This is a genomic window from Teichococcus deserti (genome assembly GCF_001982615.1).
GTDB lineage: Bacteria > Pseudomonadota > Alphaproteobacteria > Acetobacterales > Acetobacteraceae > Pseudoroseomonas > Pseudoroseomonas deserti.
Map to the genome: position 1 here is coordinate 14,265 of NZ_MLCO01000089.1, position 18,146 is coordinate 32,410.

10 protein-coding genes are annotated in these 18,146 nt (G+C 70.4%); 4 read left to right on the plus strand and 6 right to left on the minus strand.

Features of this window, described 5'->3' with window-relative positions; translation table 11 throughout:
* Together BKE38_RS11055 and BKE38_RS11060 are read right to left on the minus strand one after the other, a co-directional pair.
* Nucleotides 1–996, minus strand: a complete 996-nt coding sequence (locus BKE38_RS11055; RefSeq protein WP_076957375.1) for an alginate O-acetyltransferase AlgX-related protein — start codon at nt 994–996, stop codon at nt 1–3.
* 12 nt (nt 997–1,008) lie between these two features.
* Nucleotides 1,009–1,665, minus strand: coding sequence for a glycosyltransferase family 29 protein (locus BKE38_RS11060; RefSeq protein WP_076957376.1), 657 nt, complete (start codon nt 1,663–1,665; stop codon nt 1,009–1,011).
* A gap of 500 nt (nt 1,666–2,165) precedes the next feature.
* On the opposite strand from BKE38_RS11060, the gene BKE38_RS33620 reads away from it, so the two are divergent.
* From BKE38_RS33620 to BKE38_RS11075, 3 genes are all read left to right on the plus strand, one after another.
* The gene (locus BKE38_RS33620; RefSeq protein WP_076957377.1) at nt 2,166–9,419 is read left to right on the plus strand and encodes a M10 family metallopeptidase C-terminal domain-containing protein; all 7,254 of its coding nucleotides are present in this window, start codon (nt 2,166–2,168) and stop codon (nt 9,417–9,419) included.
* A gap of 214 nt (nt 9,420–9,633) precedes the next feature.
* A complete protein-coding gene (locus BKE38_RS11070; protein ID WP_076957378.1) occupies nt 9,634–13,479 on the plus strand; it encodes a glycosyltransferase family 2 protein in 3,846 nt (1,281 codons plus the stop codon).
* A gap of 12 nt (nt 13,480–13,491) precedes the next feature.
* Complete coding sequence (locus BKE38_RS11075) at nt 13,492–15,030, plus strand: CgeB family protein (RefSeq protein ID WP_076957379.1); 1,539 nt, start codon at nt 13,492–13,494, stop codon at nt 15,028–15,030.
* A 33-nt stretch (nt 15,031–15,063) separates the two neighbouring features.
* On the opposite strand, the gene BKE38_RS11080 is transcribed toward BKE38_RS11075, so the two are convergent.
* Nucleotides 15,064–15,960, minus strand: a complete 897-nt coding sequence (locus BKE38_RS11080; protein ID WP_076957380.1) for a LysR family transcriptional regulator — start codon at nt 15,958–15,960, stop codon at nt 15,064–15,066.
* A gap of 77 nt (nt 15,961–16,037) precedes the next feature.
* On the opposite strand from BKE38_RS11080, the gene BKE38_RS11085 reads away from it, so the two are divergent.
* Nucleotides 16,038–16,466, plus strand: coding sequence for an SRPBCC family protein (locus BKE38_RS11085; protein WP_076957381.1), 429 nt, complete (start codon nt 16,038–16,040; stop codon nt 16,464–16,466).
* Nucleotides 16,467–16,483: 17 nt separating this feature from the next.
* Here the strand turns inward: BKE38_RS11085 and BKE38_RS11090 are convergent, their stop codons facing one another.
* From BKE38_RS11090 to BKE38_RS31965, 3 genes are all read right to left on the minus strand, one after another.
* Nucleotides 16,484–17,053 (minus strand): NYN domain-containing protein, encoded by a 570-nt coding sequence (locus BKE38_RS11090; protein ID WP_083747471.1) that lies wholly within the window; start codon nt 17,051–17,053, stop codon nt 16,484–16,486.
* Nucleotides 17,054–17,150: 97 nt separating this feature from the next.
* Entirely contained in the window at nt 17,151–17,465 is a 315-nt protein-coding gene (locus BKE38_RS11095) for a CcdB family protein (protein ID WP_076957382.1), read from the minus strand.
* A 1-nt stretch (nt 17,466) separates the two neighbouring features.
* A complete protein-coding gene (locus tag BKE38_RS31965; RefSeq protein ID WP_165694162.1) occupies nt 17,467–17,712 on the minus strand; it encodes a type II toxin-antitoxin system CcdA family antitoxin in 246 nt (81 codons plus the stop codon).
* Nucleotides 17,713–18,146 lie beyond the last annotated feature (434 nt).

Sequence of the window (18,146 nt, forward strand, 5' to 3'; positions counted from 1 at the left end):
TCAGGCCGGCTCCGCCACGGCCTCCGCGCCATAGAGCTTGCCGACGAAGTCTTTGTAGTGCCGGCTGCGCGGCGCCATGATCGCGCCGAAGGCGGCCAGGTTCTGCTCGGTGAAGCTGACCTGATGCCCGCTGAGCTGCGCCATCAGCAGCATCGGCGGCGCCTCGGCATCGGTGCCGACGGCGAAGAGATAGCGCTCGACATTCTCCGACAGCACATAGTCGGGCCGCGTCGCCACCACCATCTCATGATGGAAGAAGCGCGTGCGGCAGAAGACGATCTCCTTGAAGAAGGCGGTCAGGGCGTTCTGCGTCTGGGCAATGAAGGAATCGCCGAAGATCAGCAGCCGGCCCCTGGCATGCGGGCTCTCGCTGAAGGTGATGCGGATCCGCCCGTCATTGCCCGACTGCATCTCGTTCGAGAAGCTGTGGATCTTCCAGGGGACGCGGTAGCTTTCCATCAGCTCGGTCTGCGGCGGCGTCAGCTTGACGCCCAGATCGCCCGCCGTCGGCCTCGTGCCCGGCCGGATCTGCCGCTGCAGCACCGCCTCGGCCGCGGCGACCTCGGCCGGCTCCAGCTCGAAGCTGCGCGCCAGCAGGCCGGCGATGGCGATCTGCCCGCGCACGTTCCAATGCGTGTCGGTGCGGCTGTAGCCGCCGCCCACCGCGCGCAGCTCCTCGACGGGGTAGAGGAAGTTCGGGGTGGCGTGGTCCCGGTACTGCTCGCCCAGCACGACGAAGTCCGACAGGGGGAAATGCTGCCGCAGGGCCACGTGCTTGTCCGGCGCCACGAGATGCAGGTAGCGGGCGCCCGCCCGGCGCGACAGGACCTCGCGCCGGTTCAGGTTTTCCTTGAAGTTGCGGAGGCTGCGCTCGGTCGTCTTCTTCTGCCCGGTCAGCACATCCATGGTGAAGTGCCGGTCGGAGGCCAGGAACAGATGGCCGTCCTGTCCGAAGACGACATTGCCGGCGAGCTTGAGCTCGGACAGGTCCTGCATGCTCGCCAATCCTCAGTTGATGGTGATCAGCGACTGGGCGGCGAGCGCCTTCAGCGTTTCGAACTCCCGCTCCATCGGGCAATGGTAGTTCTCCCAGGTCGCGGTGGAGCCTGCGAACTTCCTGCCGTCGGCGTAGAAATGCTCGGCGCCGCTGCTGCGCGCCTCGGTCTCCATGCCGAAGATCGAGACCTTCTTGCCCGCCTGCATGGCATCGACCAGAAGCGACAGCAGCACGATGCCGCTGCGCGGCGGGCGTTCCGGGAAGCTGCCGATCTCGATCAGCCCGGCCAGCTTGCCGAAGGCGGCCAGCGGCACCTGACTGTGCTGCCGGATGTAGCGCGCCGGGGTGTGGCAGCCGAGCTCCTGCAGGATCAGCCGGTTCTCCGCGCGGGTGAAGATCAGGCTGTCCTCGGCGAAGCCGCGAAAGAAGGCCTGGTAGCGTTCCTTCAGCGGCACGCCGATGTAGCGCAGCGTCGTCCGTTGCCCCGTATGCTGCTCGAAGCCCTGGATGCGCCCGTCATTGACGCGGATGATCAGGTCATGGCTGTCGATCGCCGCGCCATGGCTGTTCTCCATCAGGCGGGGGGAATTGCCGACAATGGCCACCGAGCTGAACTCAGCAACGATGTCGCTGATCTTGAATGTCGGCGGCAGTCGCTTGTCGTCCATCTCGATCTTCCTGCGTATCGCGTCCGGCAAATAAAAAACCCGGCAAATAAAAATCGGAGCCGTCCCGCTGCTTCTCCAGGCCCCAGCAACGACGATTCCGTTCTTCATGAGGCGGCGTCAAGCATAGGCCGGATGGCATAATTCTGACAAGCAAGGCCCATGACTGCCGCATGATTGCAGGCCGGGTCGCGCGGCAGTTGATGAGTGCGACCGCCTCTCCTCCTACCCGGAAGGCTTCATGCGTCCCGCATCGCCGGCGCAGCGGTCATCGCAGCGCCGCTTAGGGATTCGTCAACAATCCTCGCTCAAATGTCATCCTCGTGCTCCACGGTTCAACTGCCCAAGGCGAGAAACCGGTCCCAGCCGGCGCATCGGTCATTTGGACGGTCAGCCGCCGTCCAAGAATATTGAAATTTTCTTTCAACTCGAACTTGGCAGCTGCTTGTGGCCCCTGCCTGCCACCCGCTGCCCGCCATTCCCGCCCCTGCTGAAAGCGATCCATGGCCAGCTTCTCCCTCACCACCGCCGACGACACCCTGACGGGCAGCGCGGAGGATGACGTCTTCCTGGTGAACGGCAGCGTGACCCGGCTGGCGGAGACCGACCGGATCGATGGCGGGGCAGGCTTCGACACGCTGCGCTTCACGACCACCACCCTGTCGCTCTCGGCGACCCGGCTGACCGGCGTCACCTCGATCGAAGCGCTGGACATGACCGCCGGCACCACCAGCATCGCGCTCTCGCTGGATGCGCAGGCCGTGTCGCAGGCGGCGCAGGGCGTCCTGGAGCTGCGCTACGCCGCCAATGCGGTGCAGCTGAACACGTCGGCCGTGGCCGGCGCCGGCACCGTGCTGCTGAATGGCACCGGGCTGGTGACGCTGAACTCGGCCAGCGGCCAGGCGGTCACGGTCAAGGATGGCGTCGCCGGCCGGGTCACCGGCGGCAGCGGCGCCGACAGCATCACCGGCGGCAGCGGCGACGACCTGCTGCAGGGTGGCGCCGGCGACGACATTCTCGACGGCCGCGGCGGCAGCAACGTGCTGAACGGCGGCGACGGCGCCGACACGCTGCTGCTGGGCGGGGCGGGCGACAGCCTCGCCACGGGCGGCGCCGGCGACGACCGCTTCGTCCTGCGCGTCGGCGGCCGCGTCACCATTGCCGATTTCGACCAGGCCTCGGCCACCGAGGTCATCGACCTGCGCGCCTTCACGACCATCAGCCGCTTCGCGCAGCTCGGCCTCGCGGATCGCGACGGCGGCGTCGCCGTCACCCTGCCTGGCACCAGCCTGTTCCTGCAGGGCGTCAGCAGCGCCCAGCTGACGGAGAAGGACTTCATCTTCGCCGGCGGCACGCCGCCGATGCAGTTCGCGCTCACCACCGGCATCGACGACTTCACCGGCGGTGCGGCCGACGACCTCTTCCTGGTCAATGGCAGCGTCACCCGCCTGGCGCCGGAGGACCGGCTGGACGGCGGCGCCGGCCGCGACACGCTGAGCTTCACCGCGACCGCCGCCTCGGTGGGCTTCGCCCGGCTGGCCGGCGTGAGCTCGGTCGAGGTGCTGGACTTCACCCGCGCCACCGACGGCATCGGCCTCAGCCTCGACGCCCAGGCCGTCGCCCAGGCCGACGGCCGGGTGCTGGAGGTGCAATATGCCGGCAATGCCCTGCTGCTGGACGCCTCCGCGGTGCAGGGCGCCGGCACCGTGCTGCTGAACGGCACCGGCCTCGCGACGCTGCGCAACTATGCCGGCCAGGCGGTCACCATCAAGGATGGCGTCGACGGCCAGGTCCTGGGCGGCAGCGCGGCCGACCAGATCACCGGCGGCAGCGGCAACGACACGCTGGCCGGCGGGGCGGGCGACGACATCCTCGATGGCCGCGGCGGCCGCAACGTGCTGAATGGCGGCGATGGCGACGACACGCTGCTGCTGGGCGGGGCGGGCGACAGCGTCGCCACGGGCGGCGCCGGCGGCGACCATTTCGTCCTGCGCGCCGGCGGCCAGGTCACCATCGCCGATTTCGACTATGCCTCGGCCACCGAGGTCATCGACCTGCGCGCCTTCCCGGGCATTTCCAGCTTCGCCCAGCTCGCGCTCACCGACCGCGACGGCGGTGTCGCCATCGCCCTGCCCGGCACCAGCCTGTTCCTGCAGGGGATCGGCGGCGCCCAGCTGGCCGCGAAGAACTTCATCTTCGCCGGCGGCGTGCCGCCGATGCAGTTCGCGCTCACCACCGGCATCGACGACTTCACGGGCGGTGCGGCCGACGACCTCTTCCTGGTCAATGGCAGCGTCACCCGCCTGGCGCCGGAGGACCGGCTGGACGGCGGCGCCGGCCGCGACACGCTGAGCTTCACCGCGACCGCCGCTTCCGTCGGCTATGCCCGGCTCACCGGGGTCAATTCGGTCGAGGTGCTGGACTTCACCCGCGCCACCGACGGCATCGGCCTCAGCCTCGACGCCCAGGCCGTCGCCCAGGCCGACGGCCGGCTGCTGGAGGTGCAATACGCCGGCAATGCCCTGCTGCTGGACGCCTCCGCGGTGCAGGGCGCCGGCACCGTGCTGCTGAACGGCACCGGCCTCGCGACGCTGCGCAACTATGCCGGCCAGGCGGTCACCATCAAGGATGGCGTCGACGGCCAGGTCCTGGGCGGCAGCGCGGCCGACCAGATCACCGGCGGCAGCGGCAACGACACGCTGGCCGGCGGGGCGGGCGACGACATCCTCGATGGCCGCGGCGGCCGCAACGTGCTGAACGGCGGCGATGGCGACGACACGCTGCTGCTGGGCGGCCCGGGCGACAGCGTCGCCACGGGCGGCGCCGGCGACGACCGCTTCGTCCTGCGCGCCGGCGGCCGCGTTACCATCACCGACTTCAACGCGGCCTCCCTGGCCGAGCTGATCGACCTGCGCGCCTTCACCGGCATCACCACCTTCGGCAAGCTGAGCCTGACCGACCAGGATGGCGGTGTCGTCATCGGCCTGCCGGAGACCAGCCTCGTCCTGCAGGGCGTCAGCCGCAGCCAGCTCGGCGCCGGCGACTTCCTGCTGGCCGGCGGCCCGGTGACGCAGAAGTTCAGCCTGACCGCCGGGGCGGACAGCTTCACCGGCGGCGCCGGCGACGACGTCTTCATGGTCGACGGCAGCGCCTATCGCCTTGGCGCCGACGACCGGATCGACGGCGGCGACGGCCGCGACACCATGATCTTCACGGCCGCCGCCGCCTCGGTCGGCATGGACCGGCTGGCAGGCCTCGAATCCGTCGAGGTGCTGGATTTCACCCGGGCCACCGAGAGCCTGAGCGTCAGCCTGGACGCGCATGCCGTGTCGCAGGCGGCGGGCAAGGTGCTGGAGATCCAGCACGGCGGCAATGCGATGACGCTGGACACCGCCCAGGTGCAGGGCGCCGGCACCGTGCTGCTGAACGGCACCGGCCTGGTCAGCCTGCGCAACTACCAGGGGCAGGAGGTCGCCATCGCCGATGGCGTGAAGGGCCATGTCCAGGGCGGCAGCGGCGCCGACACCATCACCGGCGGCAGCGGCGCCGACCGGCTGCTGGGCGGCGAAGGCCATGACCGCCTGCTCGGCCAGGGCGGCAACGACCAGCTCGCCGGCCAGGACGGCAACGACCACCTGGACGGTGGGTCGGGCACCAACCAGATCGATGGCGGCGCGGGCTATGACACGCTGGTCATCGGCGCCGGCAAGGACACCGCGACCGGCGGCGCCGATGCCGACACCTTCGTCATCAAGCCGGGCGGAAGCGCCACCATCACCGATTTCGACGTGGCCAGCGCCATGGAGAGGCTCGACCTGCGCGCCTTCGGCTCGGTCCATTCGCTGCAGGACCTGACGCTGACCGACGGCAGCCAGGGCGTCACCATCGCCCTGCCCGGCGGCAGCGTCACCCTGAAGGGCGTGCAGGCCAGCCAGCTCACCGCCGGCGACTTCCTGTTCGCGGGCGAGGACCCGACGGTCTACCACGTGGCGGCCGGCACCAGCGCCCAGGCAGTGCAGGCCCTGCTCGACGCCGCCGGCCCTGGCGTGACGATCGAGCTCGCCGCCGGCGACTACTACTGGGATGCGCGGATCGCCATCACCAACGACAATGTCACGCTGCGCGGCGCCGGCAGCGGCGCCACCATCATCCATTCGACCATCACCGACGCCAATGCCGACAGCGCCATCCTGGCCTATGCCAGAGGCGGCCGCAGCGAGGTCGGCAGCCTGGTGGCCGACAGCCAGCTGGACGCGACCAGCATCACCCTGAGCGCGATCGGCGACCTCAAGGTCGGCGACGTCATCTATGTCGGCCAGCCGAATGACGACGCCTATCTGGCGCAGACCGGCGACCTGGAATGGGCGGCGCTGCTCGGCCCCGATGCCTATGGGCCGGACAACAACCTGCGCGAGGCGCTGGTCAGGATCACCGCGATCGACGGCAACACGCTGACGCTGTCCCACCCGCTGCCCTATGCCTTCGCCGCCGGCAAGACCACGGTCTCGAGCAATCCGATGCTGGCCGGGCTGAGCGTCTCGGGCTTCACCGTCCGCACCGACGGCCCTGGCTCCGACCCCGACCTTTTCGCCAATGTCAGCGACGCCTGGCTCAGCGTCCCGACCATCGAGTTCCGCAACGTCAGGGATTCGAATTTCAGCGACGTCAGTGTGCTGGAATCGCATTCGGTCTCGGTGAAGTTCCACACCACCTTCAACATGTCTGGCAGCCATATCCTGATCGATGGCGCCTACAACAAGGATGGCGGCGACGGCTACAGCTTCTATTTCCGCGAGGCCTTCGCCAACACCTTCACCGACGTGACGACGATGAACACGCGGCATGGCGTGATCACCTCGGCCTCGCATGCCGAGCACTACAACACCGTCGAGGTGACCTTCACCAACCGCGACGTCAACTTCCACGGCAGTCCGGACAGCCGCAACACCATCATCGTGCGGGAGATGGTGCTCGACCACGGCGTCAGCGAGGACACCTGGAAGGCGGTCTCGCCTGGCTCGCCGCCGATCCACCCGCATTCGACCATCGAGGCCAACGACGTCCGCTTCGACCGCATGATCGGCGGGCCGCAGCGCGACGCCGTGCAGGGCTCCGACAATGGCGCCTATCTGAAGGGCCTGGGTGGCCACGACGTGCTGCGCGGCGGCAAGGGCGGCGACACCCTCTATGGCGACGAGGGCAACGACACTCTCTATGGCGGGGCCGGCCACGACACGATCTATGGCGGCGTCGACAACGACATCCTCTATGGCGATTCCGGCAACGACACCCTGTATGGCGAGGACGGCAACGACACCCTGAACGGCGGCTCCGGCGCCGACCGGATCTACGGCGGCAAGGGGTCGGACACCATCACCACCGGCTCCGGCGCCGACCGCGTCTGGCGGGGCTATGGCGAGAGCACCGACACCATCACCGACTTCACCGCCGGCGCTGGCGGCGACGTGCTGGTGCTGCGCGGCTATGCGGTGAAGAGCTTCGCCGAGCTCACCCTGATCCAGTCCGGCGCGCATACCATCGTCGAGTTCGGCTCCGACGGCGAGGTGATCCTGCAGAATGTCCGGCTGTCCAGCCTGACCGCTGCCAACTTTGCCTTCGAGACGGTGGGCGTGGGCCGCGCCATCTCCGGCGGCAGCGGCCACCCGGTCGTCATGGGCACCGATGGGTCGGACACCATCGCCGTCGGCCGCGCCTCCCTGGCGGGCGGCACCCCGATCCTTGGCGGCGCCGGCACCGACACCATGGTGGTCTCCGGCAAGATCACCTACGGGCCGGAGACCATCCGCCTCAGCGGCATCGAGAAGATCGACGTCACCGCGGCCACGGTCACCCGCCTGGCCTTCGACGACGCCATGATCGCGCAGTCCGACACCGGCACCTTGACCATCCTGGCCGGCGACGGCGCCGAGCCGCTGCTGCTCGACATCGGCACCCCGGCAGCGGGCAGCGTGGTGGTCGAGGGCCAGCGCGTCGTCACCCTGGCCGGCGGACGGGCGCAGGTGGTGACCGTCGCCGACCCGCGCGGCGGCATCGTCCGCGGCGGCGCGGCGGCGGACACCATCTTCGGCGGCGTCGGCGCGGACGACCTGGCTGGTGGCACCGGCGACGATATCCTGAGCGGCGGCGCCGGCGGCGACCGGCTGGATGGCGGCGCCGGCACCGACCTAGCCTCCTACCAGCGGGCGACCGCCGGCCTGACGGTGGATCTGATCAACACCGGCAGCAGCACCGGCGAGGCCCGCGGCGACCGCTTCACCTCGATCGAGGGCCTGGTCGGCTCCCGCTTCGGCGACCGGCTGAACGGCGACCATGCCGCCAATATCCTGGTCGGCAATGCCGGCGACGACGTGCTGAACGGCCGCGGCGGCGACGACATCCTGGAAGGCGGGCTGGGCGCCGACCGGCTGGTGGGCGCTGACGGCATCGACACCGCCAGCTACGCCCGCGCCGCGGCCGGCGTCGTCGCCGATCTGGGCAATGCGGCGCGCAATACCGGCGAGGCCAGGGGCGACACCTACACGGCGGTCGAGAACATCACGGGCTCGGCCTTCGACGACCAGCTCACCGGCGATTCCGCCAGCAACACCCTGCGCGGCGGCGCCGGCAGCAACCAGCTCTTCGGCGCCGGCGGCGACGACGTGCTGATGGGCGGCATCGGCCTCGACCGCTTCGACGGTGGCAGCGGCAGCGACACGGTCAGCTATGCCGAGGCCGCGGCCGGGCTGCGCGCCGACCTGGCCGATGCCACGCGCAACACCGGCGAGGCGGCCGGCGACAGCTATGTCTCGGTCGAGAACCTGATCGGCAGCCGCTTCGACGACGTGCTGGTCGGCAATGCCGGCGCCAATGTGCTGGATGGCGGCCTCGGCGCCGACGCGATGCAGGGCGGCTCCGGCGACGACACCTATTACGTCGACAATGCCGGCGACCGGGTGATCGAGCTCGCCGATGGCGGCATCGACCTGATCGTCACCCGCTTCAGCACCAGCCTGGCCGGCACCGAGGTCGAGAACCTCACCCTGACCGGCACCGGCAACCTCTGGGCCACCGGCAGCGACGTGGCCAATGTGCTGACCGGCAATGGCGGGTCCAACCGGATCGATGGCGGGCTCGGCGCCGACACCATGATCGGTGGCCTCGGCAACGACGTCTATTATGTCGACAATACCGGCGACCGGGTGATCGAGCTCGCCAATGGCGGCACCGACCTGGTCTATAGCAGCGTCTCCTTCAGCCTGGCGGGGGGCGCGGTGGAGAACCTGACCCTGACCGGCACCGGCGACCTCGACGGCAGCGGCAACGCGCTGGCCAATGTCATCCGCGGCACCACCGGCCGCAACGTGCTGGAGGGCGGCGCCGGCGCCGACCGGCTCTATGCTGGCAATGACAGCGTTATGGACCGCTTTGTCTATCGTGCGATCGGCGACAGCGGCAACACCGAGGCCACGGCCGACCATCTGGTGCAGTTCGACCTGGCGCGCAGCGCGACCTACGACAAGTCGGACAAGATCGACCTCAGCGCCATCGATGCCGGCCAGGCCGAGGGCGACCAGGCCTTCCGCTTCGTCACCGAGTTCAAGGCGGCCGCGGCCGGCGAGGCCGAGGGCCAGCTCCGCTCCATCGCCATGGGCGGCCATGCCTGGGTCGAGATCGACCTGAACGGCGACAACCAGCGCGACATGCTGATCGTCGTCGAGAACAGCAAAGCGCTGACCGCCTGGGACTTCTTCCTCTGAGCTGAAGCGCACCGCCCCGGCGGAGGGTCGTTCGGGCCTGGCTTCCCTTGCGGAGGCCAGGCCCTTTTTCTATCCGGTGGGAAGCGGCCGGCGGGCTGGATGAGATTTGAGGCCGGCTTCCAGCATTATGGCCGCGTCCGCGGTTGCGTCAGATTTGCCTCCATGCAACCCTTAACGTAATATAATACCAATCATCTTCGGTGGATTTGGCACGATGAGCGAAGTATCCCTCCGCGCGGTCCATGGCTTCGCCAAGCCCGCCCTGGACTTTCATCAGATTTCACCGGAGTTTCTCCAAGAACCGGTTGCGGTTTCCGAGAAGAACTACAGCAACCGCGCCGATATCATCCCTGACATCCATCTGGAATCCCGCGCCGGCGACCAGCCCTGCCGCTTCCATGTCGAAACCTTCCAGGGCGAGGCCTGGCCCGCCGCCGGGCTGCGCTGCGCCGTCAGCCAGCCGGGCAGCTATGTCCGCTTCTGCCTGTCCTTCTCGCTGGACGGCTGCGACCCGGGCGATGTGCTGCATCTGCGCTGGCTCGGGCGGATGCGCGCCGGCGCCATGCCGGTCAGCGCCCGGCTGATGGTCTGCGACGGCAGCAAGAACGGCAAGAAGCCGGCCATGCCCGACCTGCTGCGCTTCGACAGCGAGATCGCCGGGCAGCAGCGCGACCTGCTGCTGCAGCTGGTCGCCGCCGAGCCGGGCGAAAAGTTCCACCTGGTCTTCGAGATGCAGGCCGACAGCGTCGTCGAGGTCGCCGATCTCCGCCTGTCGCGGCTCGGCCGCCGGCCGCTGATGTCGGGCAAGGCGCCGGTGCGACTGAAACTGCTGAAGGACCTGACCTCCCTCCTGCCCGAGGCCGGCCCGGCCGAGGCGGCCGAGGAGCGCGGCGTGCTGCTGCGCGACGGGCTGGCGGTGCATGGCCTGGCCTGGGACGCCGCCGACCCCGAGGCCTCGGTCTCGCTGGAGCTGGTGGTCGATGGCGCCGTCAACGCCATCATGCTGGCCGAGCCGATCAGCAGCGACCTGGGGCTGGAGGACAGCCCGCCCGGCAGCTTCAGCATGACGCTGCCGCACAACCTGTCGGACGGCGCCGAGCACAGCGTCGCGGTGCGCTTCGCCGCCAGCGGCGCGGCGCTCGGCCAGCCGCTGGCGCTGCGGCTCGACAGCGCGCAGGAAGGGCTGCTGCAGCTCGACGCCGACGGCCAGCTGGTCGGCTGGGCGGTCGACCGCAACCTGGCCCCGGCGCCGGTGACGGTGGAGATCCTGGCCGATGGCGCGGTGATCGCCGAGCTGCTGGCCGAGCTGCCGCATCCGGTGCTGACCGGCCCGGCCTATAATGACGGCCGCTGCGGCTTCCGCCTGCCGCTGCCGCCGGCGCTGCAGGACGGGCATCTGCATTTCGTCTCGGCCCGCATCAAGGGCGGCTACCAGCTGGCCGGCGGCGAGCTGCCGGTGCGCCAGGTGCAGGGCCGCTACTTCCTGCAGGTCGATCCCGGCCGCGGCGACCGCGTCACCGGCTGGGCGGTGGACCACGAGGAGCCGGGCCGCCCGGTCACGCTGGAGATCTGGCTGGACGGCCGCAGCTTCGGCCAGCTCCGCGCCGACCGGCCGCGCGCCGATCTGGGCGGCCAGCGGCACGGTTTTCTGTTCGTTCTGCCGCAGGCGGAGCAGGTCGAGCTGCGCACCGCCGGCGGCGAGCCGCTGGCCGGCTTCGCGGTCACCGCCGACCATGCCGGCGCCCGCCGCTGGCGGCTGCAGAGCCAGGCGGCCAGGCCCGCGGTCGCCGAGCCCGCCGCGGCTTCCGCGCTCGACGCCTTCGTCGCGGCCGGCGGCAAGCGGCTGTTCGACGAGGCCTGGTATCTGCTGGCGCATCCCCAGGCGGCGGCGGCGCTCGCCGCCGGCCAGGTGGTCTCCGCCTTCGACCATTGGGTGACCCAGGGCGCGGCGCGCGGCCTCAGCCCGAATGCCTGGTTCAACGAGGCCTGGTACCGCCGCGAATATGGCGTCGCCGCCGGCTCAGGCTTCGCCCAGTGGCTGACCGAGGGCGCCGCTGAATGGCGCTGGCCCAATCCGGGCTTCAACCCGCGCAGCTGGGCCGGCGCCCAGGGGATCGGGGCGGAGAATGCCCTGGCCGCGGTCGAGGCCTGGCTCGACAGCCTGGCCCGCGCCCCGCAGGCCGCGCCGCCTGCCCCGCCGCCCAGCCAAGCCCGCACCTATGCGGCGCTGGCCCAGGCGCGCAGCCGCAAGGGGCTGCTCTACGACAGCTATATCCAGCGCCTGCTGGAGGATATCGGCCTGGCCGATGCCGAGCGCGGCCGCCGCCTGGCTGCCGATCTCGGCCGGCACGAGACCGAGCTGACGCAATGGCTGCTCGACCGCCCGCTCGACGAGGAGCCGCTGGTCAGCATCATCATGCCGACCTTCAACCGCGGCTTCCTGATCGCCGAGGCGATCCAGTCGGTGCTCGACCAGTCCTGGAAGAACTGGGAGCTGATCATCTGCGACGATGGCAGCACGGATAAGACAGCCTTCGTGGTGAAGGGCTTCGACGATCCGCGCATCCGCTTCCTGACGCTGGAGAAGTCGAACGGCGCCATCGCCCGCAACTTCGGCATGAAGTTTTCCCGTGGCCGCTACATCACGTTCCTCGACTCGGATAATCTCTGGCATCCGCTGTTCATCCAGGCCTCGGTGGCCGGGCTGCGGCATTCCGGCCAGGCGGTGGTCTATAGCGGCTATATCGACACCGAGATGAAGGGCGCCCGCCTCGGCGCCGCCGAGCTGAAATTCACCCCCTTCGACTACCAGGCGCTGCTGCGCCGCAACTACATCGACCTCAACACCATCTGCATGGAGCGCGCGGTCTTCGACCTGCTCGGCGGCTTCAACGAGGCGCTCGGCCGGGTGCAGGACTGGGACCTGATGCTGAAATACGGGCGGCTGGTGACGCCGCTCGGCATGCCGATCACCACGGCCTTCTACCGGCGCAACGTCGCCTGGGGCCAGGTGACCGACCTGCAGGCGCATACCGACTTCAACGCCATCGTGGCGCAGAACGCGCTGGACCGGCTGGGCTCGCCGGGCTCGCTGCTGCCCGAGGGCAGCGCGCCGCTGACGGTGACACTGCTCGGCGGCGACAGCCTCGAGGGCGCCCAGGCCATGGTCAGCCTGGCCGGGCTGATGGAGGACTTCGCCAGCATCCGCCTGCTGCTGCCCGACCTGCCGGCGCTGCGCGGCTTCGTCGCGCGCAGCGGCCTGGCCCGGGCCGCACATCTGCTCTGGCTGGCACCCGGCGAGGATCCCCGCCCGCTGCTGGCCGGCGAGGCCGTGGTGCTGCCGGCCGAGGCCAGCGCGGCCTTCGCCGCAGGCCTTGGCGACATCCCGCTGCTGACGCTGGTGCAGGAGGGCGAGGTCGCCCTGCTGCGCCCCGCCGGCACCCGCCACGGCATCGCCATCGGCGCGCTGCAGATCGCCGACTTCGACAGCCTGCCCGCCGGGACGGGCGTCGCTGCGCTGGAGGACGGGCCGGCCGGCGCCCGCATCGCCGTGCTGGCGCCCGATGAGGCGCAATATGACTGGGCCATGGCGCTGGCCGCCCGCAGCCGCGGCGGCGACACCGGCCTGCTGGTCAGCCTGGCGGCCGACGGGTCCTATGCCGTGAGCCTGGCCAGCGGCGGCCACAGCCAGCCGCTGACGCTGGAGCCGGCGGCGCTGCTGGCGGCGCTGCGCGGCTGCCGCGCCCTGGCCCTGGCCGCACCCAGCGCGCGCGACCGCATGCTGAGCCTCAGCCTCGGCATCACCGCGCTGGCGGCCGAGGTGCCGGTGGTGGCGGTGGCCGACCCGACCTACCAGGCCTGGCTCGACAGCCGCAGCGTCTTCGCCACCCAGCATGACGATGCGCCGCGCTTCCTGGCCCGGCTGTCGCAGGTCATGGCCGATCCGAACGGCGCCGCCCGCGTCACCCGCCGCGGCCGCCGGCAATTCGAGCATCTGCATCGCCGCAAGGCCATGGAAGACCGGCTGAAGCTCGCCTTCGCCGTGACCCTCGGTCGCTAAGGAACCGCCGTCATGACCATCGATCAGGCCGATTTCCTGTCGCAGGCCGGGCTCGATCCGGTGCTGGGCCATGTCGTCAGCGGCTGGGCCTCGCCGGACAGCACCGTCATGCTGCTGGACGCCGAGGGCGCGAAGCTTGCCACGGCGGTCGCCGACCGGCCGCGGCAGTTCATCCGCAACCCGCCGCTGAACGACCGCTGCGGCTTCCGCATCGCGCTGCCGGCCAGCCTGCTGGATGGCGCCGAGCACAGCCTGCGCGTCACCACCGCGACCGGCGAGGACCTGCCCGGCAGCCCCTTCCGCTTCCGCGCCACAGCCGCACGCGGCGGCATCGACCAAGTCGCCGACCAGCTGGTCGCCGGCTTCGTCGAGCCCGATCCGGCCGCCCCCGAGGCGCCGGTGAAGCTCGCCGCGGTGATGGGCGACGAGACGGTGGCCCTCGCCATCGCCCAGCCCGACCCGGCCAACGCAGCGCGGCGCCGCTTCGTGCTGCTGCTGAACGGCGGCGAGCGCCCGGCCGGCCACCGCATCCTGCATGTCGGCATCATCGGCGCGGCGGGGCATCTCGAGGCCAGCCCCGCCATCCTGCCGCCGGCGGCGCCGGCCATCCTGCGGCTGCGGCCGCAGGACCGGCCGATCAGCATGGCGATCAAGATCTCGGCGCCGAACATCCGCGTCGCCAATGAATGGGGCGACTACCACTTCGCCCGCCAGCTGGGCGCGGCGCTGCAGAAGCGCGGCTGGGTGGTGCGTGTCGACTGCCAGGACGAGTGGGAGCGGCGCGGCGACGACGTGGCCCTCGCGCTCCGCGGCCGGCATCGCTACCGGGTCGATCCGCAGGCGGTGAACCTGATGTGGCAGATCAGCCATCCGGACCGCGTCGCCGACGGCGAGATGGACGATTACGACCATATCTTCGTGGCCTCGGACATCTACGCCAAGATCCTGGCGCCGCAGACCCGCGCGCCCGTCAGCGCGCTGCACCAGGCGACGGACGCCAGCGTCTTCCACCCGCCGGCGGAGCCGCTGCCGCTGGAGCAGACCCCGCTCTTCGTCGGCAACTCGCGGAAAGAGTATCGGACGCTGGTGAAGTGGTGCGTCGATGCGGGGATCGATGTCGCCGTCTTCGGCTCGCTCTGGGAGGGGGTAATCCCGGAGCGCTTCATCCGCGGCCGCTTCATCTCCAATGCCGAGCTGCACCAGTGGTACGGCTCCTGCGGCGTGCTGCTGAACGACCACTGGGACACGATGCGCGACTTCGGCTTCCTGTCGAACCGGCTGTTCGACGCCTCGGCCGCCGGCGCCTTCATCATCACCGATGCGGTGCGCGGCCTGTCGGAGGTCTTCGGCGACGCCGTCGAGGTGGCGCGCGACGCCGACGAGCTGAAGCGCAAGATTTCCTACTATCTGGCGAACCCCGAGGCGCGGGCCGAGAAGGTGGCGCGGGCGCGCAGGATCGTGCTGGACGGCCACACCTTCGACCACCGCGCCGAGACCATCGCGGCCGCCTATCACCGGCTGTCGGCGCAGCCGCGGCGCGCGGCGTCCTAGTCGCGACGAGAAGGGGGCCGGTCGGCCCCCTTTTCAATGGCGCAGCGCGGCCAGGTTCTCGGCCAGCCAGCGCGCCAGCAGGAAGGAACCTTCAGGCAGGCGGCGGCCGGCGCGGTGCAGCAGATGCGCGCTGGCCTCGGCCAGCACCGGGTCGGCCAGCGGGATGGCGCGCAGCCGGCCGGCGGCCAGCTCGCCGCTGGCGGCGAATTCCGGCAGGAAGGTCACCCCCATCCCGGCCAGCACGAAGCGGCGCAGCAGCTCGACCGAGCCGGTCTCGAGCCGCGGCGTCAGGCGGAAGCCGCCATCGGCCTCGGCGCGCGCCAGCAGATGGCGGATGCCATGGCCGGTGGAGAGCAGCGCCGCCGGCTCGGCGGCCAGCTCGGCCAGGTGCAAGGGGCCGCCGCGATGCGGATGGTCGGGCGGGACCAGCGCCACCAGCGGCTGGCGCGCCCGCGCCGCGCTCTGCAGCAGCGGATGCGCCGGCGGGTTGTAGGCGAGGCCCAGCTCGGCCTCGCCTTCGGCCACGGCGGCCTGGATGCGGTCGGTGCCGCCCGGGACGATGACGAAGCGCAGCCCCGGATGCTGGGCGGAAAACCCGGCCAGCCCGCGCTCCAGCAGATCCGCCAGGAAACCGTCGCCGCAACAGAGGCGGATGGTGCCTTCCAGACCGCCGCGCAGCCGGCGCAGGTGGTCGCGCAGCGCCGCCGCCTCGTCCTCCTGGCGCTGGGCGTGGAGCGCGACGGCCTGGCCGGCCTCGGTCGGCTGCACGCCGCGCGGCAGGCGTTCCAGCAGGGGCTGGCCGGCCCCGGCCTCGAGCTCGGCCACCTGGCGGCTGACCGCGGAGGGCGCCACATGCAGCGCCGCGGCAGCGGCCCGGATCGAGCCGGCCCGCACCACGGCCAGGAAATAGCGCAGCGCCCTGTCGTTCATGCGGCGGCATTCTGGCCTCCGGCACGGTCGGGGGCGACCCCCGGCAACCAAGAACCGGCAAAAACGTTGGCTCGGGCATGGAGCAGCAGATCACCATCGCCCGTCCCGCCGCCACGGTCTTCGCCTATCTGGCGGATCCCAAGAACCTGCAGGTGTGGCTGCCGCAGCTGCGCCGCGACGAGACCGCCCTGCCCCGCGAGGGGCTGGAGGGCGACGCCGCCGCCGGCCGGCTGCGCTGGTCCTTCGACCCCGCCGGCGAATGGCGGGTCGAGGAGCATGGCAAGCTGACCGTGCTGCGCCTGGTGATCACCGCCAGCGGCGCCCGGCCTAACGACCCGACCGAGCGCGAGACCCCGGCCCAGGCCCTGGCGCATGGCATGGAGGCCGCGCTGCAGAGCCTGAAGTCGCATCTGGAGCAAGCCGATGGCGGCGATCCGGAGCTGCGCATGCCGGATGCCGACCACCGGGTCTATGGCCACAAGGCGGTGCCCGAGCAGGATCGCTGAACGGCGCGCTCGTCAGTTCACAGGGACAGATCCTCGACGAAGGGGTCGAGCGGCTGGAAGCGGCTGGCGGCCTCGCGCAGCTCGCGGCTGGCATGGGCCCAATAGGCCAGGGTCACGTCGAAGCCATCGGCCACCAGCTGCTGCACCGCGGGCAGATAATCGCCGTCGCCGGCGACCAGGGTGATGCGGTCCAGCCCCGGCCGGGCGTCGCGATAGGCGTCGCGGCAGAGCCGGGCGACCAGGCTGGTATCGACCTGCTTCTCGCGGCCGGCAAAGCCGCGCTCCACCACCGTCACCTCGAAGCCGGCGCCCTCGGCATGGTGCCAGAGCGCGGCATTGCTGGCGGTGATGCTGCCGAAGAGCATGGCCCGCACCGGGTGCTCCAGCCACTGCAGCAGCGCCATCAGACGGTTGAGGTCGAGGCGGTAGTGCAGATCCGTCACGCGGCGGTCGCGCGCATCGGCCAGGCTGCGCGCCAGCCCATGGCTGACGGCACTGACCTTCTGAGCCTCGATGAAAAGGTTGCTGCAATCGACATAGGCCAGATGCACGAGGGGCGAGGCTTCCCTGCTGCTGCGATCGCCCACCTTAGGCGCGTTCCGGGACGGTATGCGACCTTGGCCATGGTCTCGGGGACCGTCGTGTTGCGGGCCGCGGTGTTCGGGGCCGCGGCATCAGGCCGGATCAGGCCTGGCTGAGCAGCTCGTCGACGGCGCGCAGCAGGGCGGCGCGATCGGCCTCGTCCTCGATCCGGCCGACCGGGGCGCCAAGCCGGGCCAGCGGGACGGTCGCCAGGTCGAAGGGATTGGCCACCAGCCGGCGGCCGGCGACGGTCAGGCGTGGGGTGAGCCAATGCTCCTCCGCCGCGAAGGCACTGGCTTCGACGAGGGGAATGACCAGCCGGCCGGCGGCGCGCTCCAGCCGGGTCGATTGCAGCGAGACGACAAAGGGGATGGCCGCGCGCTGGCCGGGATTCCGGAAGATGTCGAACTGCGGCACGTCAGAGGTTCGAGAATTCGTCGGACAGGAAGCCGTTTGCCGCCTGGAAGCGGTTGGCGCCGTCGACGACGCGGTCGATGGCGGCATCCTCGGCGCGGCGACGGGCGCGCTCCTGCTCCACATAGGCGGCAAGCAGTTCTTCCAAGGTGCCGCTGACATTGCGCGTATAGGCCCGCGCCTGGGTCAGCAGGTCGGCATTGATGGTGACATTGATGGCGCGCTTGGGCGCGTTGCGGTCATAGCCCATGGGAGGGGTCCATGTGGATGCCATGGGGATGAGGGTAGCGCGGGTGAAGGCAGGAAGTCGAGGATCGCAGCCGATCGGCGGTGAGGAGTTGCAAGAACCTCGGAAGCCTTTCCACGGGTGACGCAATCGGCCGGACAGCCGGAGTGTGGCGCCACAGCGCTTGGGGCCATCTGACAGCCACTCCAGCCGGATCAGCAGCATATAGCGCACGATAACCTTTTATTATCAGGTGTTCCAGTCGGTGGCCTGTCATCGCCACTTTTTACCATCTCTTCACCCTCCTTGCCGACAATCCACCCGCCATCCGCCACCCCGAAAATCCCGCTTGTTCTCCGTTGTTTTTCGCATAGATTGGCACCTCCGTTCCCATGAACCGCCAGCAGAAGGCTGCGCATCCCATGGCCGAGCCCCTTCTTCCCCCCGCGCCCCCGCAG